Raw genomic sequence first — 25,664 nt, 5'->3', positions numbered from 1 at the left:
CACGCTGGGTGATAACCCCTGCTGCCGCCTTGGGAACTCATCGTCGATATTCCCAACTGCCTGATTTTAGTTGCCTTACATACTTCAAGATTAGCCCCATGTGTGCTCCTTGTGTACTCAGATGTGTACCGAGAGGAGGGTCATGCCGCCTATTTTATTAATATTTCACCACTTTCAAGGGGAAAATGGCTCCGGCGGTAGGGATCGAACCTACGACCAATTGATTAACAGGAAAGCGTAATTGTGGTTAGCAGTGGTTATCGGTGGTTTGCGTAAGTATACAAGTTCCTTTAAAAACAGGTGCTTGAAGCTCGTTTACATCAATTGGACGTTAGCGTAGGTTAGCGCAAGTTAGCTGAAAAGTCTTACGTCAGTCTTACGCGAGGTTCAACGATGCCCAAAATGAAATTCACCAGAACTGCCCTTGAGAAGCTGCGACCCGACCCCGAGCGGGACACGTTGTATTGGGATACCAGCACGCGCGGCCTTGGCCTGCGGATCACGAAAGGCGGGGTATACAGCTACATCTGCCAGGGCCGGGTGCGCGGGACCACGAAGGACAGGCGCGTCACCATCGGGAACTATGGGGTTAAGGGCGGCCTGACATTGGAAGAAGCGCAGATACGCGCGGATGACTACCGCAAGCTCTTCCAAGACGGCGTTGACCCGAACGAACTGAAGAAGAAGCACGAGGTTGAGATGGTGACACTTGGCGCTGTGGCCAAGGAATATCTGGCCATCGGCAACCTGAAACCCACCACGGTCAAGTGGATCAACTACTACGTCACCAAGGTATTTGCTGATTGGGCGGACAAGCCCATTGCCTCCATCAACCGCGACATGGTGAAAGAGCGTCACGCCGAGTTGAAGCGGGGTGGCCTGCACGGCAAGAAGCCCGCGCCATCTACCGCCAATGCCGCGATGGTCGTTTTGCGCACCCTCATCAACTTCGCCATCGAGGACTATACGCTGCCGGACGGGACGCAGTTGATTACCACAAACCCGGTGCAGGTCTTGAATGGTCGCGGCAAGAATAAGCGTTGGGCACCCGAGGGCGACAGGACGGATCGGTATATCCCGGTGGATCGCCTTGGAGCGGTCTGGAACATGTTGCAAGAGCTGCGGCAGAAGACGACGCATAGCGACACGCTGTCCGCAGTTGATCTGGTAATTTTCAGCCTCCTATGCGGAGGAAGGAAGAACGAGGGGGCGGGATTGACTTGGGATAGAGTGCATTTCGAAAGCGACCCGGCGCGGTGCTACTGGCACCTCAAGGACCGGAAACAGGGCAAGCCGATTAATCTGCCGATGCCGACGCAGGCGATTGCACTGCTGAAAGAGCGGCGGCGGATGACGAATGGCGACTTTGTATTCCCGAGCCGGGGTAGGACCGGTCACGTGACGGACCCTCGCGCGACGATGAAAAAGGTGAGCGAGGTGGCGGGGCTTCACCTTTCACTCCATGACATGCGTCGCACCTTTAGCGAAACCTCGGTCAAAGCCTGTCGCATAGAGCGGTTTCGCGGTGACCTGTTGATCGGTCACAAGCCCGACCAACGGGATGTTGGCGCAAATAGCTATTTGGACCTGACCGATCTTCGATGGCTTTACCCCGAGGTTCAACAGGTGGCGGGCTGGATTGAAGAGCAGGGGCGGATTGCGGCGGCTAAGGCGGCGAGCGAGAACGTGGTGGACATGCAGCGCGCATAGTCGCCCCGTATACCCCCAAAAAATGCCGGCTGTGTGCATGGCTCGGGGCCTGCCAGGGGTAGGGTGGCGGCGTGCGCGGCTTGCCCCTGTAGCGCGGCCTGTGCCCCCCGATAGTAAAATTTTCACTTCAATGAATCAGTCACTTAGCGAAAGATCGGTCTAGCCCGAATTTCGATGCAGCGAATTCTGTGGCTTGACGCAGCCATCGACCGATGTATTTTCGGACATGCACGCTGAAGCTCTCCGCCCTGCGCGGTCCGTGTCTCTAGGTTCCCGCTGGTCCCCACAAGACGCATCATCTCTGACACAGCGATTTATCGTGCGCTCCAGCATTTATCGCAAGGAGATGGGTTATGAACCCCGTGTACATTCTTAATGACGATCAAGCCGAGGAACTTGCAGACCTTTTCAAAGCAACCCTCACGACTGGTGAGTATGGCTTTGACGTTCCCGGCGGGAACAAGACCTACAATTACATGGACCTGACGCGTTGCTTGAACGCGGCATATCAGGCCATTTGCAAGTTGGTTGAGGACCGCGATATTGCGAGGCACGCCGCCGAGTAAATTATCCAACATTGCCGCGCGAAAGCGTGCTAACTAAAATTAACGGCCCGCGCTAATCAATATGGTGCGGGTTGTCCACTCAACAGGCTCCCGAATTGGGAGCTGGGCACCCCACCACCGCTCTGGGTTCTCCGCGGATCGACATTCGCGGGAGATACAGAAATGTCCCACTCAAAACCCAACGGCGGTGAAAAACCTGCGTCCGCTTCTCACCCCGACGATATGCTGACGACGGCGGAAGCTGCGCCCCTCTGCGGCTACGCGGAGAGCACCATGAAGCTCAACCGTCACCTTAAACGCGGACCCAAGTTCATCAAGCTCGGAGACGGCAAGAATGCCGCTGTGCGTTACCGTCGCGGTGACATTGACGCATGGCTGACGGAGCGCACATTCGCCTCGACCGCTGAATACAGCGCCGTGGCGCGCCATTCGCAGAGCCGTGCGCGCACCAGCATCCCCGCGCGCACCTCGCATGTCACCCCGCCGTGGCTTCGGCCGACCGTCTGAGGGTGCATACAATGTTCAGCAACCCTAACGGACTCAAACTGCGGGCGCGTTTGCGTGCGCCCGCCACGCGAAAAGACATGCGTAAGAACCACCATGAAAAGCGGCCGGATGCTGGGGGCACCCGACCGCTGAAAAGACAGTGGACAATGAACCCCACCGAGCAGGATAAGGAGCTCATGCAATGAGTATGGGAAATAACGCCGGTATCGGCAACGACGCCATGCACATGGATATGCCGGGGGTGCGACATGGTTAAGTTGACCCCTGAGGCGATGAACGACTTTATGAAGAACGGCATTGGCTGGAACCCCCGGCCTCTGTGGAAGGGGGTGCAACCGGAGGAATACCCGGTTCACCGCTTGCCGCCCGTCATTGCGGACGCCGTGCGCGAGGTGCAGGCATACGCGCAAGCGCCTATGGCGATGGTTGCGGCCTGCGCCTTGTCGGTGGTGTCAGCCGCCGTGCAAACGCGCTTCGGGGTCCAGCGTGACGCCGTGCTTCGCGGTCCAGCTTCGCTCTACCTGCTCACCGTCGCAGAGTCGGGTGAGCGCAAAACCCTGATCGACAAGCTGTTCATGGAACCGCTGCGGGAATGGGAAGCCCAGCAGATGCGCGAGGCTCGTGACGAGAAGGTGCTTTTCGAGGCGGCGCTTGAGGCTTGGGAGGCGGCGGGGAAGAACCCGCTGGACAAGCCCACCGAGCCTCGGGTGGCCCGGATGCTCCGGGGCGACGATACCCCGGAGGCACTGAGCAGGGCATTGCAGAGCTATCCCATCGCCGCTGTCATCACGTCTGAGGCCGGAGTGATCTTCGGTTCCCACAGCATGAAAGCTGAGAGCGTGCAGGGCAACTTGGCGCAGGTGAACGTGATGTGGGATGGCGGACCAATCAGCCAGGACCGGATTGGGCGCGACAGCATTCACGTTGAACGCTTGTGCGCCACGATGGGTCTGCAAGTCCAACCCGCCGTTCTGGATCACTTTGTCCAGCGCGCCGGGGGCCTCGCGCGGGGCATCGGGTATTTCGCCCGGTTCCTGTTCAGCCAGCCCACCTCCACACGCGGCACGCGGTTCTACAGCGACCCGCCAAGCGACATGCCCGCCCTCCGTGCCTTCCACGCCCGCGTCACCGCACTCCTTGCCGCGCCAGCGGTGTTTGACGAGTTTGACCGACTGGTGACGCAATACATCTCCCTCGATGAGAGGGCGCACCGGACATGGATGTTCTTTCACGACGAGGTGGAGGAACGGATGGGCGGTGACGAGGAATACGCGCGGATTCCAGACGTGGCGAGCAAGGCGGCGGAGAACGCGGCGCGGCTGGCCTGCTGTTACCACACCTTCAGCGGTGCCCCTGAACCGGCAATCACCGAGGAAGCAATGGTCGATGCCTGCGCCCTGATGCGCTGGTATCTGGACGAGGCGGTGCGCTTTGGACAGGTGGCTGAAATGACCGAGGAGGTGCGGAACGCGGAGAAGTTGGAAGAATACCTGACGCAGCAATTGCGGATGGACAAGAGCTTGGTGGATTCCGGCATCACCGTCCGCACGGTTCAGCAGAAGGGTCCGGGTCCGCTGAGGGTTCGCGCCAAACTGGACGCGGCGGTGGAGCTGTTGGAGGACCATGGACGCATCCGGGTTATCCAAGCCATCGGCAGCAAAAAGCGCTTCATTATGGTCGCGCCGCAGGTGATGAAGGAATGGGCATGACCACGGGCAGCGCAAAGGCCCGCCAACCGTAGCAACTGTAGCCGCACCGTAGCCGTTTGCTGGCTACGGTGCATTTCTATATGCGCCAAGGGGTTACGGGCCGCTTTCGGGAAACGTAGCCACTGTAGCCACTTTCCCGCATCTCGCCACGCAGCCGCGATTAAACGTCTGTTTACCTCGGTAGCGCAATTAGCTCTTACTAAAAATACATCCGATTAAGTGTGTTTGGGGGCTACGCTACAATCGCTACCATTTTCGCAAACGCCCCTGCGGCTACGGCTACAATGGCTACGATTCCGGCAAGTGGCTGTTTTTATTAGGTATCATGTGGCTACAATTGGGGCAAAAGCCCGATTTCTCGCGGCTACGATAGGCTACGATTCCCGGCTTTAAGCTGTCCTCGCCGTGAGAAAGGCCCCCTATGCGGGTATTGGTGCCTTACGCCGGGGCCAGCCCGCCTTACGCTTTACCAACACTCAAGGGCGCATCTGGCGGAAGCGGCGGGAACTGCATGGGTCTGGTATGTGGTTATACCGAGCGGCACGGCGTGCGTAAGAACTACCCCACAATGATGCCATAGACCGTGCTGGCGACCTTGTAGAACAGCCATGACGCAAACCCGCCCAAGGCGAGGCGGTGCTTTAGCGCGCGATCCTTATTCTCCTCGAGAACGTTCACGGGAAAAGCCCACTTCGCGTAGGCCGTCAGTGCCCGGTAGAGGATTAGCGAGAGGCCCACAAAGTAGATGAACAGCGGCCAGCGAAACAGCTCAAACTTCCCGCCAATCGGTATTAGCTGATCCATGTAGTAGGCAGAGAAGTAGAGCGACACCGGCAGCGCGATGAGCCACATGCCAATGTCATACGCGAAGTTCCGGTGAATCGCGCCATACCAAGTTTTGTGCGTAGTCACCTTCTTCTCAACGGCCTTCTGAACCGCGTTGAAGAAGGTAATGTCCTGCGCAATGACCGTTACGTTGCCCTCGTTGGCTGTGGCTGCTGATACCAGCGGGTTCGGGTCAAACACCTCCGGTTTGCCGAAGTCCAAAAAGACCGAGATACGGTTTACTGGCTCGTTGCCGCTGGCGTGTCGTTTGAAGGCGGTGGCGTTGGTGAAGAAGATGGACTTAATGGGCTTCGGAAGGTTCGGGTCGTCAAAGACCGCTGCGGATTCGCCATATAGCTGCTGATCCCGCAAGCCGTTCACAGTGATGGTGAGGCAAAACGCATCATCAAGGAGAAAAGCCTTCCGCGCCTCCCACTGCTCATCGGTCAAGTCCGGTTCGCGCGGTAATGTCGAAATTACCTGCTCGCCAAACTTCCTGTTGATGGCGTGAAGGTCGCGATAGACGTCCTTAATGTTCTCCAACGAGAGCCGACAGCCGCGGACAGGTATTACCTCTTCATACCAGCCCACCGGCTTGCGGTCCGTTGTCACCAATGCGTCTTCTGTCATCGAAAGGTCCGAAATTGCACATCGATCAATAAGTAGTCCATATGTGCGCAATTTTCCATGCCTAATAACACGATGTAGTGCGCACACAGAGCCGCCGCTACAGTGGCACCAACACCCCGCCAATGCAAAGGGGGCGAGTTGCCCCGCCCCCCTTGCTACAGCGCCAGGACAGCCGCGCTACGCTGCTAGTGCGCGCCGCGCCTGTATGGCCTCGATCCGCGCCCGGAAGCTCGGGCTTGCCCATACCGCCTCCACTGGCTTGAGCGCCGCCAACCTGCGGGCGGGCTTGCACGCGGCCAGCGCGCGTATGCGCCCGGCCCGTGCCTGCGCCAGCAGCGCAGCACCATCCACCGGGGCCGGTGCTGGCATGTCGCTGCGCCACTCGGTGCGCAGGTAGAGCGGCAGCGGTTTCGGTCCGGCAGGACGGACGCGGCGGGCCTGCCGTGTGGTCATTGTCATGTCGTTCATCGGTTCCCCCTATGTTCTGAACGACCCCCTAAGCACGACACGTCTCGGGGGCAGCGCAACGGCAAACTGCCCCCGGCCAGCAAAAAGGCGGACCAATGGCCCGCCTTTGCGCGAATTGCTGGACCTGTCAGCCCGCTAGGTGGCGGATCGTCACCTTGTCGGGGAACTGCTTAACCACAGCGTCAAGCTCATCCTGCGTCACGCCCTCGTAGGGCGCTGTGCTGGTCTTGTGGCCATAGTCCACCCATACCGCGTATTCGCCATCCTCAAAGGTCGCCAGCAGCGTGTTGCCCTCGTCAATCTCTGCCAGCAGCTCTTGCACCATATCCATTTCGTTCACCTTTTGTCCAAAGCCCCTACACAACCCATACGATAGTTCAGAACGACCGCGCAAGGACGAACGCTTGATGTGCGGTCAGCCCGTCTGTGCGGCGCAGACTTGATGCAACTAATTGATCGCAAAACAAAATCCTAGCGGACCTATTTGCGAAAGTCCTACCCTGAAACTGCAAGCATAAGTTTCACTCTCTATCCGAGGACAAAATGGCAACCGAGATTGACACCCGCGTCTCCATCGACCTTCACCCCGAAACCGTGATGAAGCTGGATGGCGTGGACGCCGACACCGCGCCTTTCATCGCCCCGGCGGTCGAGGCGTTTGAGGGCGCGTATTCCTACCTTACCAGCATCCACGAGGTGCGCGCGGCGGCGTTTGCCGACCCGACGCTGACCCCGGAAGCTGCATTGCTCCGCACCGACGACCATGCGGCGGGCAAGCTGGCCGCTGTGACGCAGCGGTTCGACAGCACCATTGCCCGGTTCACCACGACCATCAAGTCGCTGGAAAGCGACCTGTCCGCGTCCGTGAAGGAGCAGGCAAGCAAGGCGGTCAGCGGCGAGGTGCGGGCGCACATGAAGGCAAGCAAGGACCGCGTGAAGCTGATGGAGCAGGCGCTGGCGGAGAAGGACGACGAAGTTTTGTCCGCGGTGCTGGGCGCACCGCCCATGCTCTCGGGCTTGACGCGCGAGCTGCACGCCGTCTTCCTCCGCGCCTACAACGAGCAGCGGAAACCGGAGGCCAGCAAGCGGCTGAAGGCGCTCACGGCCGCCCGGACGCACCTCGAGAACCGGGGTGGGCTGATCCTTCGTGAGATGGAACGCGCGGTCGGCACCGTGCCGATCATCAAGCAGGACAAAGCGGGCGTCTCCCGCATCGTCGGAAAGGTCACGCCCCGCGAGGTTCGCGCCGCGCGCAATGCCAGCGCCGCTGTCTACAAGAAACACGCGTGAACCGTCAGAGAGGCACATTGATCCATGAGCCAACAAAGTGACCAGAAGACCGATGCGGAGCAACCGGACTGGTTGAAGAACCATGTTCCCGCCAAGCCGAAGATGGGCAACCCGAACTGGCACAAAGGGATGGCGAGTCCCAACCCCTCAGGTCGGAAGGCTGAGTTTGGCACCGCGCGCACCAAGATCGCCAAGATGCTTCAAGACAGCGCGGGCGAGATTTTGGACGTGATGATCGCCAAGGCGAGGGACGGTGACAGCGCTGCCGCCCAGCTCGTCCTTTCGCGGGTCGTCGCCCCGCTCCGTGCCGACAGCGGACGGGTCAAGTTCGACTTCGACCCCTCGTTGCCGATTAGCGCCCAGGTCGAGAAGGTGCTGGATGCGGTAGCCACAGGGAAGGTCAGCCCGGAGGTGGCGCAGCAAATCGTCTCCGCCATTGGCACCCTGTCCTCGGTGCGAGCCACCGAGGAATTGGAGCAACGCATTATTCAACTCGAAGCGAAGGCGGTGAACTGATGGAGATCGTTTCCACAGGTGACGGGCGATATGCTGCCATCGGCCCGCTGCGCGACGAGGCCGCGTTCTGCATGGTGACGCTCAACGGGCGAATGGTCTGCGTGACCACCAGCGAGCTTTATCGCGAGGCCGTTGACACCCTGCTACGCAACCCGCCCGAGGTCGGCACGCCCTACCTGATGACCTACAGCGGCGCCGAGTTCGTCGCACTGTTCGACAAGGCGCTGACCGAGCGCTTGGACGGGGCCGACCCTGCCGATGCCGCTGCCGTGGTCAGTCGTGCCCTCGCTGTCTTGACCGGCTTGCGCAACGACGAGGCGAACCGCGACTTCTGGCCCGAGGTCGACGCGCTCCTAGCGAAGTTGGAGGTGCGATGAGACGCGACCCCGCAGAACTGCCGTTTAGTGGCCGCTCGTGGGACGATCCACCGCCGCGACGGGTGCGGAGCTATGACCACGATGACTACCGCAACCTCACCTTCCATGCGGGGCGATACTTCCGCAACGAAAGCACCATCCGCGACCCCGACTATTCGGTGAAGGCGGACGACCTGACGGCGATGCGGGAGCGGAGCGCGGAGGAAGCGGAAGATCGGCAAGCCCGCAGTGACGCGAACTTCGCCCGCGCCTTGGAGTTGGGCGCGGCGCTGAAAGTGCTGCGGGGCGAGGCGTGAGCGTCCGGGGTCTCCTTGGCCGGGTTCGGCGTCTGGAAGAGGCTCGACTGCCGCGACCCTCGCCATTCGTCCGCCTGTTCGGTTCGTTCGCGACCTTCGAGGCGAAGTGCCTTGATGAGATGGCTGACGGGGTGCTGGCGAAGGACTTCCCCATCGATTGTCTGGCCAAGTGGGAACGAGACGGAACTTGGCAGGCGGGACGGTGACGGATGAGGCACCAACATGGCTGGTGGCATGGCAGGCAAAGCAGCCCGTAGCCCCCGAAAAGCCGCCGCTACAGCCGCAGGCCGCACCGAGCCAAGGGGGTAGCACCGGCAAGCGCGAGCGTAAGCAGCGCGCCAAGGTGGTGCTGATGGGGGAGCGGCTTGAAGAACCGACACCTTGGAAGTGGGACGGCGGCAAACGGCGGGAACCCGTGCTCGACCATGACCACGACCCGCCGCGCATCGTCCGTCGAGTCGGCTGGCGTGTCTGCATGAGTTGCGCCAGTCCCTTCTGGAGTGAAGACGTAATAGGAGTCCGCATGTGCGAGAACTGCAAAAAGCCGCCTGACAGGCGGCGGTGAAAACCCATAACCCCCGTGGCTGGAGTGGCGCACGGGGAGCGGTCTCGCCAGCCGCCCGAGGCATAGCGGTTCAGTTCCTCGTTAAGCGCAACAACCGCAGTCAGGGCGGGGTAACTCCTTTCCCCGTGACCTGTAGAGCGGCCCGGGTGCATGTGCAGCGGGTCGCTTTTTGTTTGCATGATGAATCAGGAGCTTACGCAGTTGCGGACCTATCGGGAGGTCTTACGCCCAACTTACGCAGCATTCATGAACTACAAAGACCGCCATTGGCGGTCTCGGTAAGTAGCTGCTTTTATTGGTTTAATTGGCTCCGGCGGTAGGGATCGAACCTACGACCAATTGATTAACAGTCAACTGCTCTACCGCTGAGCTACGCCGGAACACGAGGGGCGATATAGCAAGTGCGATTCAGGGCCGCAAGAGGGATTAGTGTTTTTTTCAGCCAATTCGCCGAAATACCGCGTTGGCTTCAAGGCGGGGTTCTGCCTCGACGATTTCGCGGGTCGCAAGGTCTATCAGGTGGGCGAAAACGTTGCGCTCAGCGGCTGGGATCAGGGCCGGGGGGGTCTCCACATAGATCGCGCGGGTCAGTGTGGCGACTGTCGCCGGTCGTCCGTCAGACAGGGCGGCCAGGATTTCCGTTTCACGCGATTGTCTGTGCGCGATCAGCCAGGCCAGGCGCGCGGCGGGGTCGGTGATGACCGCGCCATGTGCCGGGTAGAGGATGCGGTCATCCCGCGCGGCGAGTTTGGTGCAGGATGCCATGAAGGCCGTCAGGTCGCCATCTGGGGGTGAAACCAGAGAGCTGGCCCAACCCATTACGTGATCCCCTGTAAAAACAGCATCTTGCCATGCAAAGCTCAGGTGATTGGCAAAGTGGCCGGGGGTCCAGATGGCTTCGATTTCCATCCCGCCTGCTTGGAACAGCTCGCCATCTTCCACAGTGATGTCGGGTTTGAACGTTGCGTCAACACCTTCTCCGCCCGAGGTCAGGCCGCGTGCGACGAGGTCTTGCATGACCGCGCTTCGCCCCGCTTGTGCATCTCCAAACGCGATGACGGGGGCGCCGGTGGCCTCGGACAGGGGGCGTGCCAAGGGCGAATGGTCCAGATGCGCATGGGTCACGAGTATCTGCGTGATCCGTTCGCCACGCTGGAGGCTGGAGAGCAGCGCCTCCATATGTTCAGGGTCGGCGGGGCCGGGATCTATCACCGCGACATCGCCTTCGCCCAGCACAAAGCTGTTGGTGCCCCAATAGGTCATCGGCGACGGGTTCGGCGCGATGATGCGCCGGATGCCGGGGTCCAGTGGGATCATCACACCTGCGGGCGGACGGTCTGACGCGTCGATCCTGTTTGCCAAGGGGGCCTCCGTATCTCGCGAATCCTCACCGAAAGTAATGCCGCGCGGTGGTTGCTTGGCAAGCAGGTCGCTGCGTCATAGGGTCTGGCTATGGTTCAATTGCCCAAGAACAGATTTCTCGATTTCGGCTGGCTGAAGCAATTCATGCCGCGCGGACTGTATGGGCGGGCAGCGCTGATCCTGATCGTGCCAATTGTGACATTGCAACTGGTGGTGTCCGTGGTCTTCATTCAGCGGCATTTCAATCGGATCACGGTGCAAATGACATCGGCGCTGGTGCTGGAGCTGGATTATCTTTTGACCGAAGTAAACCGGGCCACTACGCCAAAAGCGGCGCGTCAGAGTGTCGAGAGGGTGATTGACCCGCTGGCGATGTGGATCGAGCTTCCCGGCGCGCCGGTGGATACGACAATCCGGCTGACAGACTTCACCGGGCCTTGGGTGGCAAAGACGCTGCATGCAGGCGTGCCGGACCTGACGGGCGTGGATTTGGCATCCGAACATGCTGGGGTGATTGTCGGCGTCATCACCGATCATGGGCCGATGCGGGTCGGGTTTTCGCGCGACCGGGTGTCGGCGTCGAACCCGCACCAGTTGTTGGTGTTGATGGTGGCGACCGGCATTCTGATGACGCTGATTGCCTATCTTTTCCTGCGCAACCAGCTGCGCCCGATCCGTCAACTGGCCAAGGTCGCCGAGGCGTTCGGCAAGGGCCAGGTGGTGCCCTATAAGCTGGCAGGCGCAACCGAGGTGCGATCGGCGGGTAAGGCGTTTCTGGATATGCGGTCGCGCATCGAGCGACAGATCGAACAGCGCACGCTGATGCTGTCTGGCGTCAGCCACGATCTGCGCACCCCTCTGACCCGGCTGCGACTTGGGCTGGCAATGATCGACGATGAAAGCCGCGAGGATCTGGAGCGGGATGTCGAAGACATGGAACGTCTGGTTGACCGATTCCTGAGCTTCGCGCGCTCCGATGCGCTGGAGGATGATCCGGAACCGGTTGATCTGGCGGCGCTGACCCGGCATCTGGCCGACAACGCGGCGCGCGCAGGACAGAATGTCGTGTTGGGCGAGTTGGCCGATCCCGGAACCTATCCCGTACGTCGCGCTGCGCTTGAGCGGGCGTTGGAAAACCTGCTGGGCAACGCCACACGCTACGGGTCGCAGGTGCGGTTGTCACTTGTCACCGGGCGCGGCGATTTGCGGTTCGTGATCGAAGATGACGGGCCAGGTATTCCGCCCCAAGCGCGCGAGGAAGCCCTGAAACCCTTTGCCCGCCTGGACAAGGCGCGCAATCAGGACAAAGGGTCGGGCGTCGGATTGGGGTTGGCCATCGCCAGTGACATTGCACGGGGTCACGGCGGCCACCTTCGATTGGGTGACAGCGCTGATCTGGGGGGGTTGAAGGTGGAGTTCGTCTTGCCGCGATAGCCGTCTTCAGATGTTGCAAACAGGCACGACAAGTCCCGTTCTGTCCGATGACCTGCAACAAGGACCAAGAAGTGAACTGAAGCATGGCCCGTGGGCACCCCAAACCCGTTCCAGATATCGAGCGCTGGCAACAGCGCGTGGACGTGGCGGCGGCATTTCGTTGGACTGAGCGTTTGAACATGCACGGAGGCGTGGCAAATCACTTCAGTCTGGCCGTGAACACTGCGAGCACCCAATTTCAGATGACCCCCAACCGGTGCATGTCGCGTGCATCCGTGCCTCTGACCTTCCTCTTCTGGATGCTGGAGACCCAACAGCGTAGCACCGTCCGCACGCGCCCGGCCCAACCGCGTGGGGACTGCATGGGGCGATCCATCGATTGTGCTTACAAGCACGTTGCGCGATGCATGTGCATTCGATCCACGCAACAGTATTGGCATCGTTTGCAGACAGCAATACGCCACCCATCGGCCAGAACTGCGCGACGTTCTACAATCGCGATGTGACAGATGATGGATATCCGGGGTCTGACCGCCGAGGAACGTCTGGTCGCACGGCAAGACCGATCAGCCCCATTGATCGCGGCGTTTGAAGTCTGGCGGACAGCCCACCGTGCCCACGCTTCACCAACGCACCTTTGGGCGAGGCACTCAACTACGTCACCAAATACCAGGAAGGCCTCTGCCTAAACTTGGCCGCCGCCCGCCTGCGCCATATCGCCGGAACATAATGGGCAACCCGAAAGTACATGAACATGACACTGCTATTCGCGGATCAAACTCAAGGAGTCGTCTTCGCATGAGCCAAAAGTTTGAAAGACTCTGGACACTACCGTTCAACATTCAGATTGAAGCGCGTCACACCCCATGTGCTGCGCCATACGGCTGCAATGCAACTGCCAGAGAGCGGTGTTGATCGAACAATCATTGCTCTTTGGCTGGGGCATGAAGAAATCCTTTCATGCGCAATCGCATCGATCCGGTGTTGTGGTAGGCCCGGAGGGATTTGAACCCCCAACCAAAGCGTTATGAGCGCTCTGCTCTAACCGTTGAGCTACAGGCCCACTGTATTCTCATCGTGCGCCCTTGCTAGCAAACTGGTGCGCGGCGTCAAGCGAGGCGTGGACTCTTTGCCCCCCTTGAGCTATCGCAAGCGCAGTTTTTATGCAGGTCAATCGGGGGACCAGATGAGCGACGCATCCAAAGGTATTACATACGCGGACGCAGGCGTGGATATTGACGCGGGCAACGCGCTGGTCGAACGGATCAAACCGGCTGCCAAACGCACCAATCGTCCGGGCGTCATGGCCGGGCTGGGCGGATTTGGCGCGCTGTTTGACCTGAAGGGCGCTGGGTTCACAGACCCGGTTCTGGTGTCCGCCACCGACGGGGTAGGCACCAAGCTGCGCATCGCGATTGACACCGGCAATGTGGACACGATCGGGATTGATCTGGTCGCCATGTGCGTGAATGACCTTGTGTGTCAGGGCGCTGAGCCGCTGTTCTTCCTTGATTACTTTGCGACAGGACGTCTGGAAACCGACAAGGCCGCGCGGATCATCGAAGGCATCGCCAAGGGGTGCGAGTTGTCCGGTTGTGCCCTGATCGGGGGCGAAACCGCTGAAATGCCCGGCATGTATGAAGATGGCGATTTTGATTTGGCCGGCTTTTCGGTCGGTGCGATGGAGCGCGGTGAGGACTTACCGAAAGGCGTCAAGGAAGGTGACGTGTTGCTGGGCTTGGCGTCGGATGGGGTGCATTCGAACGGTTATTCGCTGGTGCGCAAGCTGGTCGAGGTCTCGGGCCTTGGTTGGGAGGCGGACTGCCCGTGGGACAGCTCGGTCACGCTGGGCGAGGCCTTGCTGGCCCCCACGCGCCTTTACGTGCGTCAGGCGTTGGAGGCCGTGCGGGCAGGGGGCGTTCATGCGCTGGCCCACATCACCGGCGGCGGCTTGACTGAAAACCTGCCGCGCATTCTACCCGATGGGCTGGGCGCGCTGGTCGATCTGGATACATGGGACTTGCCGCCCGTCTTCAAATGGCTGGCGGCAACCGGCGGGATGGATCAGGCAGAACTGCTCAAGACCTTCAATTCGGGGCAGGGCATGGTGCTGGTCGTTGACGCAACACAGGCCGCCGCCGTGACCGAGCGGCTGACAAACGCGGGCGAGCGTGTCACCCAATTGGGCCGCATCCGGTCGGGCACGGGTGTCAGCTATATTGGGTCGCTTCTGTGACCATGAAAGACGGGGCGCATAAGCGGGTCGCAATTCTGATTTCCGGCAGTGGATCAAATATGGTCACATTGGCGAATTCGATGACCGGCGATCACCCGGCGCGTCCCTGTCTGGTTTTGTCGAACGTGGTTGAAGCTGGCGGGCTTGAAAAAGCGCGTGCGCTTGGCATTCCAACCGCCGTGGTGGACCACCGAAACTTCAAGGGCGACCGCGAAGGTTTCGAAACCGCGCTGAACAATGTCTTGGAACAGGCGCACCCGGACATCATCTGTCTGGCCGGGTTCATGCGTATTCTGACTGCGGGTTTTACCGACAAATGGTCCGGGCGCTGTCTGAACATCCACCCCTCGCTTTTGCCCAAATACAGGGGGCTTCACACCCATCAGCGCGCGATTGGCGCAGGCGATACCGAAGCGGGTTGTTCGGTGCATGAAGTGACGGCAGAACTGGATGGCGGACCGATCCTTGGGCAAGCCCGCGTCCCCATCGAACCCGATGACACTGCTGATACGTTGGCCGCTCGGGTTCTGGTGCAGGAACACCTGCTTTATCCAGCCGTCCTGCGCCGCTTCGCATGTGACGACCGCACGCCGATCATCCTGCCCTGATGCGCCCTTGTCGCCCAAGGCTTCCCTTTTTCACGGTTTCACCGTAAACCCGTCAAAATGCCGGACGGCACACGGAAACGAGCAGAAAGACTCTGTATGATTACGATTACAACGACCGAGGCGCTGGCCGAGTTCTGCATCCGCGCCGCCAAACACGCTTACGTCACGGTCGATACGGAATTTCTGCGCGAACGCACCTATTATTCGAAGCTTTGTCTTGTGCAACTGGCAGTTCCCGGCGATGCGGACGAAGATGCCGTGCTGGTGGATCCGCTGGTCGAGGGGTTGTCGCTCGAACCGCTCTACGACCTCTTCCGCGACGAAAATGTGGTGAAGGTGTTTCATGCTGCCCGGCAGGATCTTGAGATTTTCTTTGTCGAGGCGGGCGTGTTTCCCAAACCGCTGTTTGACACGCAGGTGGCCGCAATGGTCTGCGGCTTCGGCGATCAGGCGGGGTATGAAACATTGGTGCGCAAGATCGCGCGCGCGCCAATGGACAAATCCAGCCGCTTCACCGACTGGTCCCGCCGCCCTCTGACAGATGCACAGAAGAACTATGCCATCGGGGATGTCACGCACCTGCGCCAGATTTACGAATACCTGGCCGCAGAGCTGAAGAAAAGCGGGCGCGGGCCGTGGGTCGAAGAGGAATTGGCCATATTGACAGACCCCGCGACCTATACGATCCACCCGGAAGAGGCGTGGATGCGCCTGAAAACCCGCACCAATTCTTCACGCTTTCTGGGTATTGCCAAGGAACTTGCCCGCTTTCGCGAGGCTTATGCCCAGTCCCGCAACGTCCCCCGTAATCGAGTGATGAAGGATGATGCGTTGCTTGAACTGGCCTCGACCAAGCCGCGCAACATGCAGGATCTGGGGCGGTCACGTTTGCTTTTGCGCGAAGCCCGCAAGGGCGAGATTGCCGAGGGGATATTGCAGGCAGTCACCGCTGGGCTTGAAATGGCGCAGGAAGATTTGCCGAAAGCGTCCGACAAGGCCCGCGACAAGCTGCAAGTGAACCCGGCGTTGGCCGACTTATTGCGCGTGCTGCTGAAAGCGCGTTGCGAGCAGGAAAAAGTGGCGCAGAAACTTATCGCGTCGGCGGCTGATCTGGATGCACTGGCGGCCGGTAGACGCGATGTCCAAGCGCTGCGCGGCTGGCGGGCAGACGTGTTTGGCAACGACGCGCTGCGCCTGTGCGAGGGCAAGCTGGCGCTGGCCGCCAAAGGTCAACGGGTCGAGGTGTTCGAGGTCTGAGCGACCTCGTCACCCTGTCATTCTGGCCTAGCGGCTGGAAGACCGGCTGTTGCGTTCACCGACCACACGGATCATGCGGACCCCTTGCAGCTTGGTATTGGACACAAACTGTCCGACCAGCACTTCGCGCTGTTTGGGGCGTCCGGTATTCGTGCGATATGGCGGCTCGCTGATGCGGAACATATAGGTCAGGACGCCATCGACCGGACGCTCGAAATTCTCCGGCACCAATTCTGCATCCCAATAGCCAAGTCGGGGGGGCAGACCTTTGGCCTGAATGATGGCGCCGCCGGTGCTGCGCAGCACTTGCAGTTCCACCACGTCAGTCACCAAACCGCGATACTCCTGATCCTCAAGGAACCCGCCTTCCGGGATGACGGCCACAGCCTTGACGCCATCCGACCGGAACCAGTTGACAGGGTTCAGGTTCGATGTGCTGCCACAGGCGGTCAGCCCCAGAACAAGGCTGGTCGTCACGGCGGGCAGGGCAAAACGGCGCAGGGTCATGGTCGCTCCTCTTCTTCTGTCCAAAGGGTTAGCCCATGTGCAGGGTTTTGAAAAGAGAACACTGCGAACCCTGTGGGGGTCTGGACCTTTGACGCAGATCGCCCTAACTGATGGACAACGAAGAAGAAGGACCAACCCTATGGCCAGCCCCGCCTTTGAAGAAATTGTCGAGGATTTTGCGTTTCTGGACGAGTGGGAAGACCGCTATGCGATGGTCATCGACATGGGAAAAGCACTGCCGCCGATGGAGGACGCGCTGAAAGCACCGTCCACCAAGGTCGAAGGTTGCGCCAGTCAGGTCTGGTTGCATCCTGAAATTGATGGCGGCATTTACCGTTTCCACGGCGACAGCGATGCGATGATCGTAAAGGGCCTGATCGCGGTTCTGGCAGCGCTTTACAATGGTTTGCCCGTGACCGAGGTCGGCAAGGTCGACGCGCCTGCCGAACTTGCGCGGTTGGGCCTGAACGAACACCTGTCATCGCAGCGTTCAAACGGTCTGCGCGCGATGGTCGAGCGTATTCGGATGCAAGCCGCCGACGCGGTCTGATCACGCCAGGGGCTTCAGGGCCGCGGCCAGATCGCCAAATCCGGTGAACTTTCGTTCATATTTCAAGCCAATCCGTTCCGCTGCCGCTTCGGCCATACGGTCAAGATCGGGATTGTCGGTTTGCGCCAGATAAATCAGCCGCGTGTAATGCCCAAAATACATGTCCCGCAGTTCCGGGTGGCGGTCCAGACCCAGCGGTTTGATCACGAAACTCTCAAACCCGCGCGCCAGAAAATCGGTCAGGTAAAACACGTCGATTTCATCCTCGGCGCGGGCCGCAAAAGCATCATTGCCTTCAAAGAAGCTATAGCAATGCGGCCCCCGGATCATCTCGATCCCCATTTCGTCACACAGGGTGGCCAATTCGCCGCCGGTGCCGCAATCGGCATAGGCCAGAAAGATCTGGTCGAAATCAGCGCCGTGTTTTTCGACCGCGGCGCGCACAGCGCCAGGGATTTTATCCGGCGTGTTGTGCAGGATCGCGGGCAGGCAGGTCAGGCTCATATGATCCCAGCCGTTCAGGCGGATCAGGGCCAGAATTTCGTTCGCCAGCGCACCGCAGGCCAGGATCAGGACCTTGGCCGAGGCATCCGTGGGCGCCAACCCGTTGCGGGTGAGTTCTTCGTCGCTTGGCTTCATGATCCGTTCCGTCCCGACAAGGCACGGATCCCGATCGAGGCCAGCATGACCAGCGGCAACACTGCCATGGCCACCTGCCCATCCAGTTTGCCGGATGTCACCGCCAGGCTGCCGACCAAGATCGTCAACCCGCCAGACAGGATCACCAAGGCGATCAGGAAAAAGAACCGTGTTTTACTCATGCTCTCATATCTGGGGGCTGGTGTGGCAAATGAAAAGGCCCCGCCGTTGGGGCAGGGCCTTGTTAGAATTTATCGGACAAGGTCAGCCCGCAGCAAGCTGGTTATGTTTGCGCAGCATATAGTCTTTGGCCGTCTCGACCGCGACTGCGGCATCACGGCAATAGCTGTCCGCACCAATCGCCTTGCCGAATTCCTCGTTCAGGGGCGCACCACCGACCAGAATGGTATAGTCGTCGCGAATGCCTTTTTCGATCATCGTGTCGATCACGACCTTCATATAAGGCATCGTGGTGGTCAGCAGGGCCGACATGCCAAGGATGTCTGCCTGTTCGGCTTCCAGCGCCTCAAGATAGCTTTCGACCGCATTGTTGATGCCCAGATCGACAACCTCGAAGCCAGCGCCTTCCATCATCATCGACACAAGGTTCTTGCCGATGTCGTGGATGTCGCCCTTCACGGTGCCGATGACCATCTTGCCCATGCGCGGCGCGCCGGTGGCGATCAAAAGAGGTTTCAGAATGGCCATGCCAGCCTTCATCGCGTTGGCGGCCAGAAGCACTTCGGGCACAAACAGGATGCCATCGCGGAAGTCATGCCCGACAATGGTCATGCCTGCCACCAATGCTTCGGTCAGAACCTTGTAGGGTTCCCAACCGCGCTCGAGCAGGATGTTGACGCCTTCGGTGATTTCTTCCGCAAGACCGTCATACAGGTCGTCATGCATCTGCTGGACAAGCTCTTCGTCGTTCAACTCGCTCAGGATGATATCGTCTTCTTGGTCGGACATGTCTGCCGTTCCCTAGCTAAAACTCGTGGTCTTCAAATCCCACATGCGACGATTTCGCACGTTTGGTCTGGACCGATTGCGACACTGAGTGCCCTTTGACCGACCTGATGGCAAATGAATAATCCGCGACGAAATGGTGAATCTGCTTCATATGTTCCCGATATGTTCTTATGATGAGGCATGGTTTCAGACGGCGATAACAAAATCAGGGCCGAGGCAAGGCGCGGGCGGGGCGCGGTCAGCAACGACACCGGCAGGTTCGAGCCGTATCAGCGTGTGGGTGTGGATGACGGGTGGCAGCAAGAGGTGCCGCGCACGATCCAGACCCATGTGGCCATCGAAAACCCGCGCAGTGTGATCACCCGCAACACATCGCCCGATATCAGCTTTGACCGGTCGATCAACCCGTATCGCGGCTGCGAACATGGGTGCATCTATTGCTTCGCCCGGCCAACCCACGCCTATCTGGGGTATTCCGCCGGGCTGGATTTTGAAACACACCTGATCGCCCGCCCAAATGCGCCAAGACAGCTGGAGCAGGAATTGTCACGCCGGCGTTATGACGTGGCCCCGATCGCGATTGGGACCAATACCGATCCCTATCAACCGATTGAGGCGCGGTATCGCATCATGCGCGGGGTGTTGGAGGTTCTGTCGCGGTTTCGCCATCCGGTTACAATCGTCACCAAGGGCACCCTGATCGAACGCGACATTGATTTGCTGGCAGAACTGGCGCAGGCCGGGCTGACCCATGTGGGCGTTTCCGTCACCACGATGGATGCGGCGCTGTCGCGCAAGATGGAACCACGGGTGCCCAGCCCGAAAAGACGGTTGCAGATGATCGAACGCTTGTCTGCCGCCGGGATTCCTGTGCGCGTCATGGTCGCGCCGGTTGTGCCCGGCCTGACAGACCACGAACTTGAAGCGATTCTGAGCGCGGCAAAGGACGCGGGTGCAGGGGCGGCAAGCTATATTCTGCTGCGTCTGCCCGGTGAGGTGTCAGAACTGTTTCAGGATTGGCTGACTGAGCAGGTGCCAGACCGCGCCGCCCGCGTGATGGGCCGGATGCGCGAGATGCGCGGCGGTGATGACTATGATTCGGAATTTGGTTCTCGGATGGTTGGGAAGGGCACATTTTCTGATCTGTTGCGCTGTCGGTTCGACATTGCACGCAGGCGGCTTGATCTGTCCAAAGACTTGCAAAAGCTGCGCTGTGATCTGTTTTCGGTGCCGCCGAAAGCCGGGGATCAACTGTCTCTGTTCTGACAGGATGCACCCAGATGGCCAACAGAAAACGAGGGCGGTTGCACCCTCGTTTTCGGGACGATCTAGCCAGATATGCTTAACTGCGGCGGCGACGAGACCGGCGGTCGCGTTTCGGTCCCGCGTCGTCGCCAGTGCCATCAGAGGCAGACGAGAACCCGCCAAGCGCGGCTGCGATCTGTTCCAGCGTCGGGCGGCTGTCGCTTCGCGGGCGGGTCTCCAACGCGTCGCGCATGGCGCGCAGGTGATCGGGCGTTGTGCCACAGCATCCGCCAATGATCGTGGCGCCACAATCGCGGGCCAGAACTGCATAATCCGCCATCAATTCCGGGGTGCCATCATAGTGAATATGGCCGTCCACATATTTCGGGATGCCCGCATTGCCCTTGGCGATGATCGGTCGTTCGCTGCCTTGCGCGGCAAAGCCCAAAACGGTGCGCAGCAAGTCTGCCGCGCCGACACCGCAGTTCGCCCCAAAAGCCAGCGGCGGCTTGCCGAGTGTTTCCACCATTTTCGCCAGATCAGCCGACGTGATGCCCATCATGGTGCGCCCAGCGGTGTCGAAGCTCATCGTGCCGCACCATGGCATGTCGGCCAGTTCGGCGGCACGGGCGGCGGCCTTGTATTCCTCGGGCGCCGAGATGGTTTCGACCCAAAGCACATCCGCGCCGCCTTCTTTCAGGCCTTCGGCCTGTTCATGAAACATCTCGACCGCGCTGTCGAAGGTCAGGCTGCCCATCGGCTCCATGATATCACCGGTCGGGCCAACGGACCCGGCCACGACCACCTTGCGGCCCGAGGCGTCGGCGACCTCGCGGCCCAGTTCGGCGGCGGCGCGGTTCAGTTCGCGCACCCGGCTTTGGGCATCGTGCAGTTTCAGCCGTGAGGCATTGCCACCAAACGAGTTGGTCAGGAAAATGTCCGACCCCGCATCCACTGCGCCTTTATAAAGCGCGCGAATATTGTCGGGTTTGTCGACATTCCACAACTCGGGCGCATCGCCGGAGGTCAGGCCCATGTTGAACAGAGTGGTTCCGGTCGCGCCATCGGCCATCAGCCAATCGCGTTCCGTCATCAGTTGGGTCAGCAGGTCCGTCATCGGGGGCTCCGGAGATAGAAAAAATAGTATTGCCGCTACCTGCCACGGATTGCGTTCAGGCGCAAACCCAATGCGTGGCGAAAGGCATCAATCTTGCGTCGTTTCCGCAGTGGGTCGATGGCAATCCTTTGATCCGCACCCCGTCATCGTGAAAAAAAGCGCAGCCGGAAAAGCTGCGCCTGTAATCTTGGGTCTTTTGTCGTCTGAAAGCGGCGATCAGACCTCAGTGACCAACTCGGCTTTGGCGATGGCCAGAAGCTCGGCCCGTTTGGCGCGGACTTCATCGGCGCTGACCGTGCTCAGATCACCCGTGACCTTGCGCACCACATCTTCGTGGCCGGCTTCTTCGAAATCTGACTTGATCACTTCGCGGGCATAGGCGTCGGCTTCATCGCCGGTTTTGCCCATTTTCTCGGCGGCCCACAGGCCCAGCTTTTTGTTCGCCCGCGCTTCTGCCTTGAAAATCATCTCTTCATCATGGGCAAATTTGGCTTCGAAGGCGTTCTCGCGGTCATCAAAGGTGGTCATGGCGTTCCCTTGTTCATGGTCCTGTGCCCTCGGCAGGCCGAATGGCGCTTGTCGATACTGATATGCCAACGAGAAGCCGTTATCGCAACCCCGCTAGCGCTCTCAAATCCGGGAAATTGTACCATATCGGCGATATTCTTGCCCAGCGTCGGGCTTTCACGTATAGGGCGGGCATCAGCGGGAGTCGCGCGGGCAGGGGGTCCGCCAATGGCTGCATCCCGCACTGACCGACGGAGGTCTTATGGCACGGCGCAAGAAACTCTATGAAGGCAAGGCAAAGATCCTGTATGAGGGCACCGAGCCGGGCACAATCGTGCAATATTTCAAAGACGATGCGACCGCGTTCAATGCCGAAAAGAAAGACGTGATCGACGGCAAGGGTGTCCTGAACAACCGCCTGTCCGAGTTCTTCATGACCGGGCTGACGCAGCTTGGCATTCCCAATCACTTCATCAAACGGCTGAACATGCGCGAACAGCTTGTGCGCGCCGTCGAAATCGTGCCGCTTGAGATCATCGTGCGCAACGTCGCCGCAGGGTCCATGGCCAAACGTCTGGGGCTGGAAGAGGGCACACCGCTGCCCCGACCGATCGTCGAGTTCTCCTATAAAGATGACAGCTTGGGTGATCCGCTGGTCCCCGAGGAATACATCGCCGCGTTTGGTTGGGCCAGCCAGCAGGAGATGGACGAGATCGTCTCGATGGCGCTGCGCGTGAATGATTATCTGTCGGGCGTCATGTATGGCGTCGGCATCAAACTGGTCGATTTCAAGATCGAGATGGGCCGCGTTTACGAGGGTGATTTTCCGCGTTTGATCGTGGCCGATGAAATCAGCCCCGACAGTTGCCGCCTTTGGGACATGGAAACCGGTCAGAAGCTGGACAAGGACGTGTTCCGGCGCGACCTTGGCAACCTGGCTGACGCCTATACCGAAGTGGCGCGTCGCCTGGGTGTCATGCCGTCCAACGTGACCCACACCCCCACCAAACCGACCCTGATCAACTGAGGATTAGCCCCGATGAAAGTACGTGTTGATGTGATGCTGAAAACCGGCGTTCTGGACCCGCAGGGCGAGGCCGTGCGCCACGCGCTTGGCAATCTGGGCTTTTCGGGCGTGGAAAGCGTGCGCCAGGGCAAGGTGATCGAGTTGGACCTGGCCGATGGCGCCTCGGAAGAGGATGTCAGGAAGATGTGCGAAAAACTGCTGGCCAACACAGTCATCGAAAATTACGCTATCAAGGTGCTGTGATGAAGGCGGGCGTCATCGTTTTTCCGGGTTCCAACTGCGACCGCGATCTGGCGGTGGCGTTTGAGCGGGCGGGCGCAAAGGTGTCGATGATCTGGCACAAGGAAACGGACCTGCCGGGTGATCTGGATATAGTGGGCATTCCCGGTGGGTTTTCCTTCGGAGATTACCTGCGTTGCGGTGCGATTGCGGCGCAATCACCCATCACGCGGTCTCTGATCAAACATACCGAGCGTGGCGGCTATGCCGTCGGCATTTGCAACGGCTTTCAGGTGCTGACCGAAACTGGTATTCTGCCCGGTGCACTGATGCGCAATGGAAACCTCAAATTCATCTGCAAACCCATTGGTTTGAAAGTGGAAACCACGAATTGCGACTTCCTGTCGGGCTATGAAAAAGGGCAGGAAATCACCGTTCCGATCGCCCACCATGATGGCAATTACAACGTCACGGATGAAAAGCTGGCACAGTTGCGGGATGAAGACCGGATTGCGTTTACCTATGTCGACAACCCCAACGGTTCGACCGGGGATATAGCCGGGGTGATGTCCAAGAACCGTCGCGTGCTTGGCATGATGCCGCACCCGGAACGCTGCGTGGACGAAAAACACGGCGGCACCGATGGCGTGGCGATGTTCCGCTCGTTGGTGGACAGCGTCGTCGCTGCGTGATTGCGAAGCCGGTCTTGCGGACCTATCTTTGACCCATGGTCGATCTTAAGAAACGTCCAGTCCCGCCCCCGCGTCCGGGGGTCAGTCTTCGCGCGCGCCTTGTGCTTGTTGCGTTGATTTCGCTTGCTGTTTTTGTGGTCTTCTTTTCAAACCGTCTGCTGACCGAGCGTTACACGGAAACGACGCGAAACCGGGCTGAGCTTCGGGTGGCGCTGTATTCGGGCAACCTGCTCAGCGAATTGCAGCGCAACTCGGTCGTGCCTCTGTTGCTGTCGCGTGATCCGGCGCTGATCAATGCTTTGAATTCCGCCGATTATTCGCAAAGCACCGCCCGACTGATTTCCTATCGCGACGAAATCGAGGCCGCGTCGCTGATGCTGTTGGACGGTGGCGGGCGCGCCGTTGCCGCCACCACACGCGAAGCACTGGGGTCGCAACACCGCACAAACCCTTATTTTGTTGAGGCACTCAGAAGCTCGGAAACTGTCTTTACAACGGTGCAGACCGAGGCCGGGTCGTATGAGTTTTCCTATTCCCGCAAGATCGAAGACAGCGATGGCGTGATCGGGGTGATTGTCGTGAATGTGGACCTGCGCAAGTTCGAAAGCAGTTGGTCGGGCATCTCGGATGCGGTGCTTGTCACCGACAGCGAAGGCAACGTGATCCTGGCCACGGAACCCCGCTGGCGCGGCAAACCGGAAGGCGAAGCGCTGGCCACCGTATCCGCCACCGACGCGATCCGGCGCAGCGTGCGCGACGCGGCGGACTGGTCGGGTCTACCATCGGACGTCCTGTTTCTGGGCGAAGAGGTGATGCGCCATGAGAGCCGGGTGCCCTTTCAGGGATGGCGGATCGCTTCTTTCACGTCCTACGCGTCGGTGCGCGAGAAGGTGAACGCAGTTCTGGCGCTTGAAATCATGGCCTTTGCGATGCTTCTGTCGCTGTTGTTTTACCTGATCAGCCGCCGTGCACAGTTCCGTTCGGTGCTGTTTGCGCAGGAATCGGCGGATTTGCGGCAGTTGAACCTTGCCTTGCAACGCGAGATCGCCGAACGCAAACGCGCCGAGGAAAACCTGCAAGTGGCCGAACAGACGCTGGCACAAAGCTCGAAGCTGGCCGCTTTGGGCGAGATGTCAGCGGCCGTCAGCCACGAGTTGAACCAGCCACTGGCAGCCATGAAGACCTATCTGGCCGGGGCGAAACTTTTGCTGCAACGCAAACGCCCTGATGAAGCCTTGTCCAGTTTCCAGCGTATTGATGACCTGATCGAGCGGATGGGCGCCATCACGCGGCAGCTGAAAAGCTATGCCCGCAAGGGCGGCGACGCGTTCGAGCCGATGGACGTGCGCGACAGTGTCTCGACAGCCCTGTCGATGATGGAGCCACAGCTAAAAAGCCGCGAAGTGCGCATCACGCGCAATATTCCGCGCGAACCTGTTATGGTAATGGGAGATCGCTTGCGTCTGGAGCAAGTGTTGATCAATTTGCTGCGCAATGCGCTGGACGCAACAAAAACCGTTGATTTGCCGCAGGTTGATATCATCGTCAGCCGGGGCGATTATGTGTTGATCACGGTGCGCGATAACGGAAACGGAGTGGAAGACCTGGATAACCTGTTCGAGCCTTTCTATACCACCAAGGCGCCGGGCGACGGCGTCGGGCTTGGACTGGCGATTTCGTCCGGCATCGTGACCGATCTGGGCGGTCGTCTGACGGCACGCAACGGCCAGGATGGCGGCGCCGTTTTCGAGGTTGAACTGCCGGTTCTGGATGACGAAGAAATGGACGTTGAAGCCGCCGAATAGGGGCGACAGTGCCGAGAATGTATCAGGAGGC

At 59.8% G+C, this 25,664-nt stretch carries 29 protein-coding genes, 2 tRNA genes and 1 pseudogene; 20 read left to right on the top strand and 12 right to left on the bottom strand.

Translation table 11 applies throughout. The annotated features are described in order from the left end of the window. The first annotated feature begins 402 nt into the window (after nt 1–402). From BMY55_RS09935 to BMY55_RS09920, 4 genes are all read left to right on the top strand, one after another. Complete coding sequence (locus BMY55_RS09935) at nt 403–1,710, top strand: tyrosine-type recombinase/integrase (protein ID WP_091432310.1); 1,308 nt, start codon at nt 403–405, stop codon at nt 1,708–1,710. 353 nt (nt 1,711–2,063) lie between these two features. Beyond that, nucleotides 2,064–2,276, top strand: coding sequence for a hypothetical protein (locus BMY55_RS09930; protein ID WP_091430334.1), 213 nt, complete (start codon nt 2,064–2,066; stop codon nt 2,274–2,276). A 273-nt stretch (nt 2,277–2,549) separates the two neighbouring features. Then, entirely contained in the window at nt 2,550–2,783 is a 234-nt protein-coding gene (locus BMY55_RS09925; protein ID WP_143064322.1) for a hypothetical protein, read from the top strand. Between the two features lie 248 nt (nt 2,784–3,031). Then, entirely contained in the window at nt 3,032–4,492 is a 1,461-nt protein-coding gene (locus tag BMY55_RS09920) for a YfjI family protein (protein ID WP_091430331.1), read from the top strand. 558 nt (nt 4,493–5,050) lie between these two features. Here the strand turns inward: BMY55_RS09920 and BMY55_RS09915 are convergent. The 3 genes from BMY55_RS09915 to BMY55_RS09905 form a co-directional block, all read right to left on the bottom strand. Beyond that, nucleotides 5,051–5,947 (bottom strand): hypothetical protein, encoded by an 897-nt coding sequence (locus BMY55_RS09915; protein ID WP_091430329.1) that lies wholly within the window; start codon nt 5,945–5,947, stop codon nt 5,051–5,053. Nucleotides 5,948–6,124: 177 nt separating this feature from the next. After that, the gene (locus BMY55_RS09910) at nt 6,125–6,415 is read right to left on the bottom strand and encodes a hypothetical protein (RefSeq protein ID WP_091430327.1); all 291 of its coding nucleotides are present in this window, start codon (nt 6,413–6,415) and stop codon (nt 6,125–6,127) included. Nucleotides 6,416–6,542: 127 nt separating this feature from the next. After that, nucleotides 6,543–6,755, bottom strand: a complete 213-nt coding sequence (locus BMY55_RS09905; RefSeq protein ID WP_143064321.1) for a hypothetical protein — start codon at nt 6,753–6,755, stop codon at nt 6,543–6,545. 203 nt (nt 6,756–6,958) lie between these two features. Here BMY55_RS09905 and BMY55_RS09900 point away from each other — a divergent pair, with 203 nt between their 5' ends. The 4 genes from BMY55_RS09900 to BMY55_RS09885 are packed head-to-tail and all read left to right on the top strand — an operon-like array spanning nt 6,959 to nt 8,894. Beyond that, nucleotides 6,959–7,705 (top strand): hypothetical protein, encoded by a 747-nt coding sequence (locus BMY55_RS09900; RefSeq protein ID WP_091430325.1) that lies wholly within the window; start codon nt 6,959–6,961, stop codon nt 7,703–7,705. Between the two features lie 24 nt (nt 7,706–7,729). After that, complete coding sequence (locus tag BMY55_RS09895; protein WP_091430322.1) at nt 7,730–8,221, top strand: hypothetical protein; 492 nt, start codon at nt 7,730–7,732, stop codon at nt 8,219–8,221. After that, on the top strand, nt 8,221–8,598 hold the full coding sequence (locus BMY55_RS09890; protein ID WP_091430320.1) for a hypothetical protein: 378 nt from the start codon (nt 8,221–8,223) through the stop codon (nt 8,596–8,598). The genes BMY55_RS09895 and BMY55_RS09890 overlap by 1 nt, the downstream gene beginning before the upstream one ends. Further along, entirely contained in the window at nt 8,595–8,894 is a 300-nt protein-coding gene (locus BMY55_RS09885) for a hypothetical protein (protein WP_143064320.1), read from the top strand. Before BMY55_RS09890 ends, BMY55_RS09885 begins: the two co-directional genes overlap by 4 nt. A gap of 870 nt (nt 8,895–9,764) precedes the next feature. Here BMY55_RS09885 and BMY55_RS09870 read toward each other — a convergent pair. Continuing rightward, nucleotides 9,765–9,839: transfer RNA gene (locus tag BMY55_RS09870), tRNA-Asn, on the bottom strand. A gap of 58 nt (nt 9,840–9,897) precedes the next feature. Further along, nucleotides 9,898–10,776, bottom strand: a complete 879-nt coding sequence (locus tag BMY55_RS09865; protein ID WP_091432308.1) for an MBL fold metallo-hydrolase — start codon at nt 10,774–10,776, stop codon at nt 9,898–9,900. Between the two features lie 135 nt (nt 10,777–10,911). Here BMY55_RS09865 and BMY55_RS09860 point away from each other — a divergent pair, with 135 nt between their 5' ends. From BMY55_RS09860 to BMY55_RS17060, 3 genes and pseudogenes are all read left to right on the top strand, one after another. Further along, nucleotides 10,912–12,255, top strand: a complete 1,344-nt coding sequence (locus BMY55_RS09860; RefSeq protein ID WP_245744706.1) for an ATP-binding protein — start codon at nt 10,912–10,914, stop codon at nt 12,253–12,255. A gap of 83 nt (nt 12,256–12,338) precedes the next feature. Further along, nucleotides 12,339–12,781 (top strand): annotated as a pseudogene (locus BMY55_RS09855) (class II aldolase/adducin family protein); the annotation flags it as partial. Between the two features lie 285 nt (nt 12,782–13,066). Further along, on the top strand, nt 13,067–13,264 hold the full coding sequence (locus BMY55_RS17060; protein WP_091430313.1) for a tyrosine-type recombinase/integrase: 198 nt from the start codon (nt 13,067–13,069) through the stop codon (nt 13,262–13,264). Here the strand turns inward: BMY55_RS17060 and BMY55_RS09845 are convergent. Then, nucleotides 13,243–13,318: transfer RNA gene (locus tag BMY55_RS09845), tRNA-Ile, on the bottom strand. The genes BMY55_RS17060 and BMY55_RS09845 overlap by 22 nt on opposite strands. 123 nt (nt 13,319–13,441) lie before the next feature. Here BMY55_RS09845 and purM point away from each other — a divergent pair. From purM to rnd, 3 genes are all read left to right on the top strand, one after another. Next, complete coding sequence (gene purM / locus BMY55_RS09840; protein WP_091432302.1) at nt 13,442–14,491, top strand: phosphoribosylformylglycinamidine cyclo-ligase; 1,050 nt, start codon at nt 13,442–13,444, stop codon at nt 14,489–14,491. Nucleotides 14,492–14,493: 2 nt separating this feature from the next. After that, entirely contained in the window at nt 14,494–15,099 is a 606-nt protein-coding gene (purN, locus tag BMY55_RS09835) for a phosphoribosylglycinamide formyltransferase (RefSeq protein ID WP_091430311.1), read from the top strand. A gap of 96 nt (nt 15,100–15,195) precedes the next feature. Further along, nucleotides 15,196–16,356 (top strand): ribonuclease D, encoded by a 1,161-nt coding sequence (gene rnd / locus BMY55_RS09830; RefSeq protein ID WP_091430309.1) that lies wholly within the window; start codon nt 15,196–15,198, stop codon nt 16,354–16,356. 27 nt (nt 16,357–16,383) lie between these two features. Here rnd and BMY55_RS09825 read toward each other — a convergent pair whose 3' ends face one another. Continuing rightward, nucleotides 16,384–16,863 carry a hypothetical protein gene (locus tag BMY55_RS09825; protein WP_091430307.1) on the bottom strand — a complete coding sequence of 160 codons (480 nt, stop codon included), beginning with the start codon at nt 16,861–16,863 and terminating at the stop codon, nt 16,384–16,386. Nucleotides 16,864–17,002: 139 nt separating this feature from the next. On the opposite strand from BMY55_RS09825, the gene BMY55_RS09820 reads away from it, so the two are divergent. Further along, nucleotides 17,003–17,413, top strand: coding sequence for a SufE family protein (locus BMY55_RS09820; RefSeq protein WP_091430305.1), 411 nt, complete (start codon nt 17,003–17,005; stop codon nt 17,411–17,413). Here the strand turns inward: BMY55_RS09820 and BMY55_RS09815 are convergent, their stop codons facing one another. The 3 genes from BMY55_RS09815 to BMY55_RS09805 form a co-directional block, all read right to left on the bottom strand. After that, a complete protein-coding gene (locus BMY55_RS09815; protein ID WP_091430303.1) occupies nt 17,414–18,052 on the bottom strand; it encodes a DUF1638 domain-containing protein in 639 nt (212 codons plus the stop codon). Beyond that, entirely contained in the window at nt 18,049–18,234 is a 186-nt protein-coding gene (locus tag BMY55_RS09810; RefSeq protein WP_091430302.1) for a hypothetical protein, read from the bottom strand. Before BMY55_RS09810 ends, BMY55_RS09815 begins: the two co-directional genes overlap by 4 nt. 82 nt (nt 18,235–18,316) lie before the next feature. Beyond that, nucleotides 18,317–19,021 (bottom strand): corrinoid protein, encoded by a 705-nt coding sequence (locus BMY55_RS09805; protein ID WP_091430300.1) that lies wholly within the window; start codon nt 19,019–19,021, stop codon nt 18,317–18,319. Between the two features lie 180 nt (nt 19,022–19,201). Here BMY55_RS09805 and BMY55_RS09800 point away from each other — a divergent pair, with 180 nt between their 5' ends. Then, nucleotides 19,202–20,287, top strand: a complete 1,086-nt coding sequence (locus tag BMY55_RS09800; RefSeq protein WP_091430297.1) for a PA0069 family radical SAM protein — start codon at nt 19,202–19,204, stop codon at nt 20,285–20,287. Nucleotides 20,288–20,363: 76 nt separating this feature from the next. Here BMY55_RS09800 and bmt read toward each other — a convergent pair whose 3' ends face one another. Together bmt and BMY55_RS09790 are read right to left on the bottom strand one after the other, a co-directional pair. Continuing rightward, nucleotides 20,364–21,383, bottom strand: coding sequence for a betaine--homocysteine S-methyltransferase (gene bmt / locus BMY55_RS09795; protein WP_091430295.1), 1,020 nt, complete (start codon nt 21,381–21,383; stop codon nt 20,364–20,366). Between the two features lie 216 nt (nt 21,384–21,599). Next, a complete protein-coding gene (locus tag BMY55_RS09790; RefSeq protein ID WP_091430293.1) occupies nt 21,600–21,911 on the bottom strand; it encodes a DUF1476 domain-containing protein in 312 nt (103 codons plus the stop codon). A 241-nt stretch (nt 21,912–22,152) separates the two neighbouring features. Here BMY55_RS09790 and purC point away from each other — a divergent pair, with 241 nt between their 5' ends. The 4 genes from purC to BMY55_RS09770 are packed head-to-tail and all read left to right on the top strand — an operon-like array spanning nt 22,153 to nt 25,633. Next, on the top strand, nt 22,153–22,917 hold the full coding sequence (gene purC / locus BMY55_RS09785; protein ID WP_091430291.1) for a phosphoribosylaminoimidazolesuccinocarboxamide synthase: 765 nt from the start codon (nt 22,153–22,155) through the stop codon (nt 22,915–22,917). A 12-nt stretch (nt 22,918–22,929) separates the two neighbouring features. Next, the gene (purS, locus tag BMY55_RS09780; RefSeq protein WP_091430289.1) at nt 22,930–23,160 is read left to right on the top strand and encodes a phosphoribosylformylglycinamidine synthase subunit PurS; all 231 of its coding nucleotides are present in this window, start codon (nt 22,930–22,932) and stop codon (nt 23,158–23,160) included. Further along, the gene (gene purQ / locus BMY55_RS09775) at nt 23,160–23,828 is read left to right on the top strand and encodes a phosphoribosylformylglycinamidine synthase subunit PurQ (protein WP_091430287.1); all 669 of its coding nucleotides are present in this window, start codon (nt 23,160–23,162) and stop codon (nt 23,826–23,828) included. Before purS ends, purQ begins: the two co-directional genes overlap by 1 nt. A 35-nt stretch (nt 23,829–23,863) precedes the next feature. Continuing rightward, the gene (locus tag BMY55_RS09770) at nt 23,864–25,633 is read left to right on the top strand and encodes a sensor histidine kinase (RefSeq protein WP_091430284.1); all 1,770 of its coding nucleotides are present in this window, start codon (nt 23,864–23,866) and stop codon (nt 25,631–25,633) included. Nucleotides 25,634–25,664 lie beyond the last annotated feature (31 nt).

Origin of the sequence: Aliiroseovarius sediminilitoris, from assembly GCF_900109955.1 — a bacterium.
Classification (GTDB): domain Bacteria; phylum Pseudomonadota; class Alphaproteobacteria; order Rhodobacterales; family Rhodobacteraceae; genus Aliiroseovarius; species Aliiroseovarius sediminilitoris.
Note: the sequence above shows the minus strand (reverse complement) of the source record. Positions and strands in the feature narration are given on the sequence as shown.

What these genes read in the sequence shown, in the direction of transcription:
- BMY55_RS09935 (WP_091432310.1), top strand. Translation starts at nt 403, where the DNA reads ATGAAATTCACCAGAACTGCCCTTGAGAAGCTGCGACCCGACCCCGAG.
- BMY55_RS09930 (WP_091430334.1), top strand. Translation starts at nt 2,064, where the DNA reads ATGAACCCCGTGTACATTCTTAATGACGATCAAGCCGAGGAACTTGCA.
- BMY55_RS09925 (WP_143064322.1), top strand. Translation starts at nt 2,550, where the DNA reads ATGAAGCTCAACCGTCACCTTAAACGCGGACCCAAGTTCATCAAGCTC.
- BMY55_RS09920 (WP_091430331.1), top strand. Translation starts at nt 3,032, where the DNA reads ATGGTTAAGTTGACCCCTGAGGCGATGAACGACTTTATGAAGAACGGC.
- BMY55_RS09915 (WP_091430329.1), bottom strand. Translation starts at nt 5,947, where the DNA reads ATGACAGAAGACGCATTGGTGACAACGGACCGCAAGCCGGTGGGCTGG.
- BMY55_RS09910 (WP_091430327.1), bottom strand. Translation starts at nt 6,415, where the DNA reads ATGAACGACATGACAATGACCACACGGCAGGCCCGCCGCGTCCGTCCT.
- BMY55_RS09900 (WP_091430325.1), top strand. Translation starts at nt 6,959, where the DNA reads ATGGCAACCGAGATTGACACCCGCGTCTCCATCGACCTTCACCCCGAA.
- BMY55_RS09895 (WP_091430322.1), top strand. Translation starts at nt 7,730, where the DNA reads ATGAGCCAACAAAGTGACCAGAAGACCGATGCGGAGCAACCGGACTGG.
- BMY55_RS09890 (WP_091430320.1), top strand. Translation starts at nt 8,221, where the DNA reads ATGGAGATCGTTTCCACAGGTGACGGGCGATATGCTGCCATCGGCCCG.
- BMY55_RS09885 (WP_143064320.1), top strand. Translation starts at nt 8,595, where the DNA reads ATGAGACGCGACCCCGCAGAACTGCCGTTTAGTGGCCGCTCGTGGGAC.
- BMY55_RS09865 (WP_091432308.1), bottom strand. Translation starts at nt 10,776, where the DNA reads ATGATCCCACTGGACCCCGGCATCCGGCGCATCATCGCGCCGAACCCG.
- BMY55_RS09860 (WP_245744706.1), top strand. Translation starts at nt 10,912, where the DNA reads ATGGTTCAATTGCCCAAGAACAGATTTCTCGATTTCGGCTGGCTGAAG.
- purM (WP_091432302.1), top strand. Translation starts at nt 13,442, where the DNA reads ATGAGCGACGCATCCAAAGGTATTACATACGCGGACGCAGGCGTGGAT.
- purN (WP_091430311.1), top strand. Translation starts at nt 14,494, where the DNA reads ATGAAAGACGGGGCGCATAAGCGGGTCGCAATTCTGATTTCCGGCAGT.
- rnd (WP_091430309.1), top strand. Translation starts at nt 15,196, where the DNA reads ATGATTACGATTACAACGACCGAGGCGCTGGCCGAGTTCTGCATCCGC.
- BMY55_RS09825 (WP_091430307.1), bottom strand. Translation starts at nt 16,863, where the DNA reads ATGACCCTGCGCCGTTTTGCCCTGCCCGCCGTGACGACCAGCCTTGTT.
- BMY55_RS09820 (WP_091430305.1), top strand. Translation starts at nt 17,003, where the DNA reads ATGGCCAGCCCCGCCTTTGAAGAAATTGTCGAGGATTTTGCGTTTCTG.
- BMY55_RS09815 (WP_091430303.1), bottom strand. Translation starts at nt 18,052, where the DNA reads ATGAAGCCAAGCGACGAAGAACTCACCCGCAACGGGTTGGCGCCCACG.
- BMY55_RS09810 (WP_091430302.1), bottom strand. Translation starts at nt 18,234, where the DNA reads ATGAGTAAAACACGGTTCTTTTTCCTGATCGCCTTGGTGATCCTGTCT.
- BMY55_RS09805 (WP_091430300.1), bottom strand. Translation starts at nt 19,021, where the DNA reads ATGTCCGACCAAGAAGACGATATCATCCTGAGCGAGTTGAACGACGAA.
- BMY55_RS09800 (WP_091430297.1), top strand. Translation starts at nt 19,202, where the DNA reads ATGGTTTCAGACGGCGATAACAAAATCAGGGCCGAGGCAAGGCGCGGG.
- bmt (WP_091430295.1), bottom strand. Translation starts at nt 21,383, where the DNA reads ATGACGGACCTGCTGACCCAACTGATGACGGAACGCGATTGGCTGATG.
- BMY55_RS09790 (WP_091430293.1), bottom strand. Translation starts at nt 21,911, where the DNA reads ATGACCACCTTTGATGACCGCGAGAACGCCTTCGAAGCCAAATTTGCC.
- purC (WP_091430291.1), top strand. Translation starts at nt 22,153, where the DNA reads ATGGCACGGCGCAAGAAACTCTATGAAGGCAAGGCAAAGATCCTGTAT.
- purS (WP_091430289.1), top strand. Translation starts at nt 22,930, where the DNA reads ATGAAAGTACGTGTTGATGTGATGCTGAAAACCGGCGTTCTGGACCCG.
- purQ (WP_091430287.1), top strand. Translation starts at nt 23,160, where the DNA reads ATGAAGGCGGGCGTCATCGTTTTTCCGGGTTCCAACTGCGACCGCGAT.
- BMY55_RS09770 (WP_091430284.1), top strand. Translation starts at nt 23,864, where the DNA reads ATGGTCGATCTTAAGAAACGTCCAGTCCCGCCCCCGCGTCCGGGGGTC.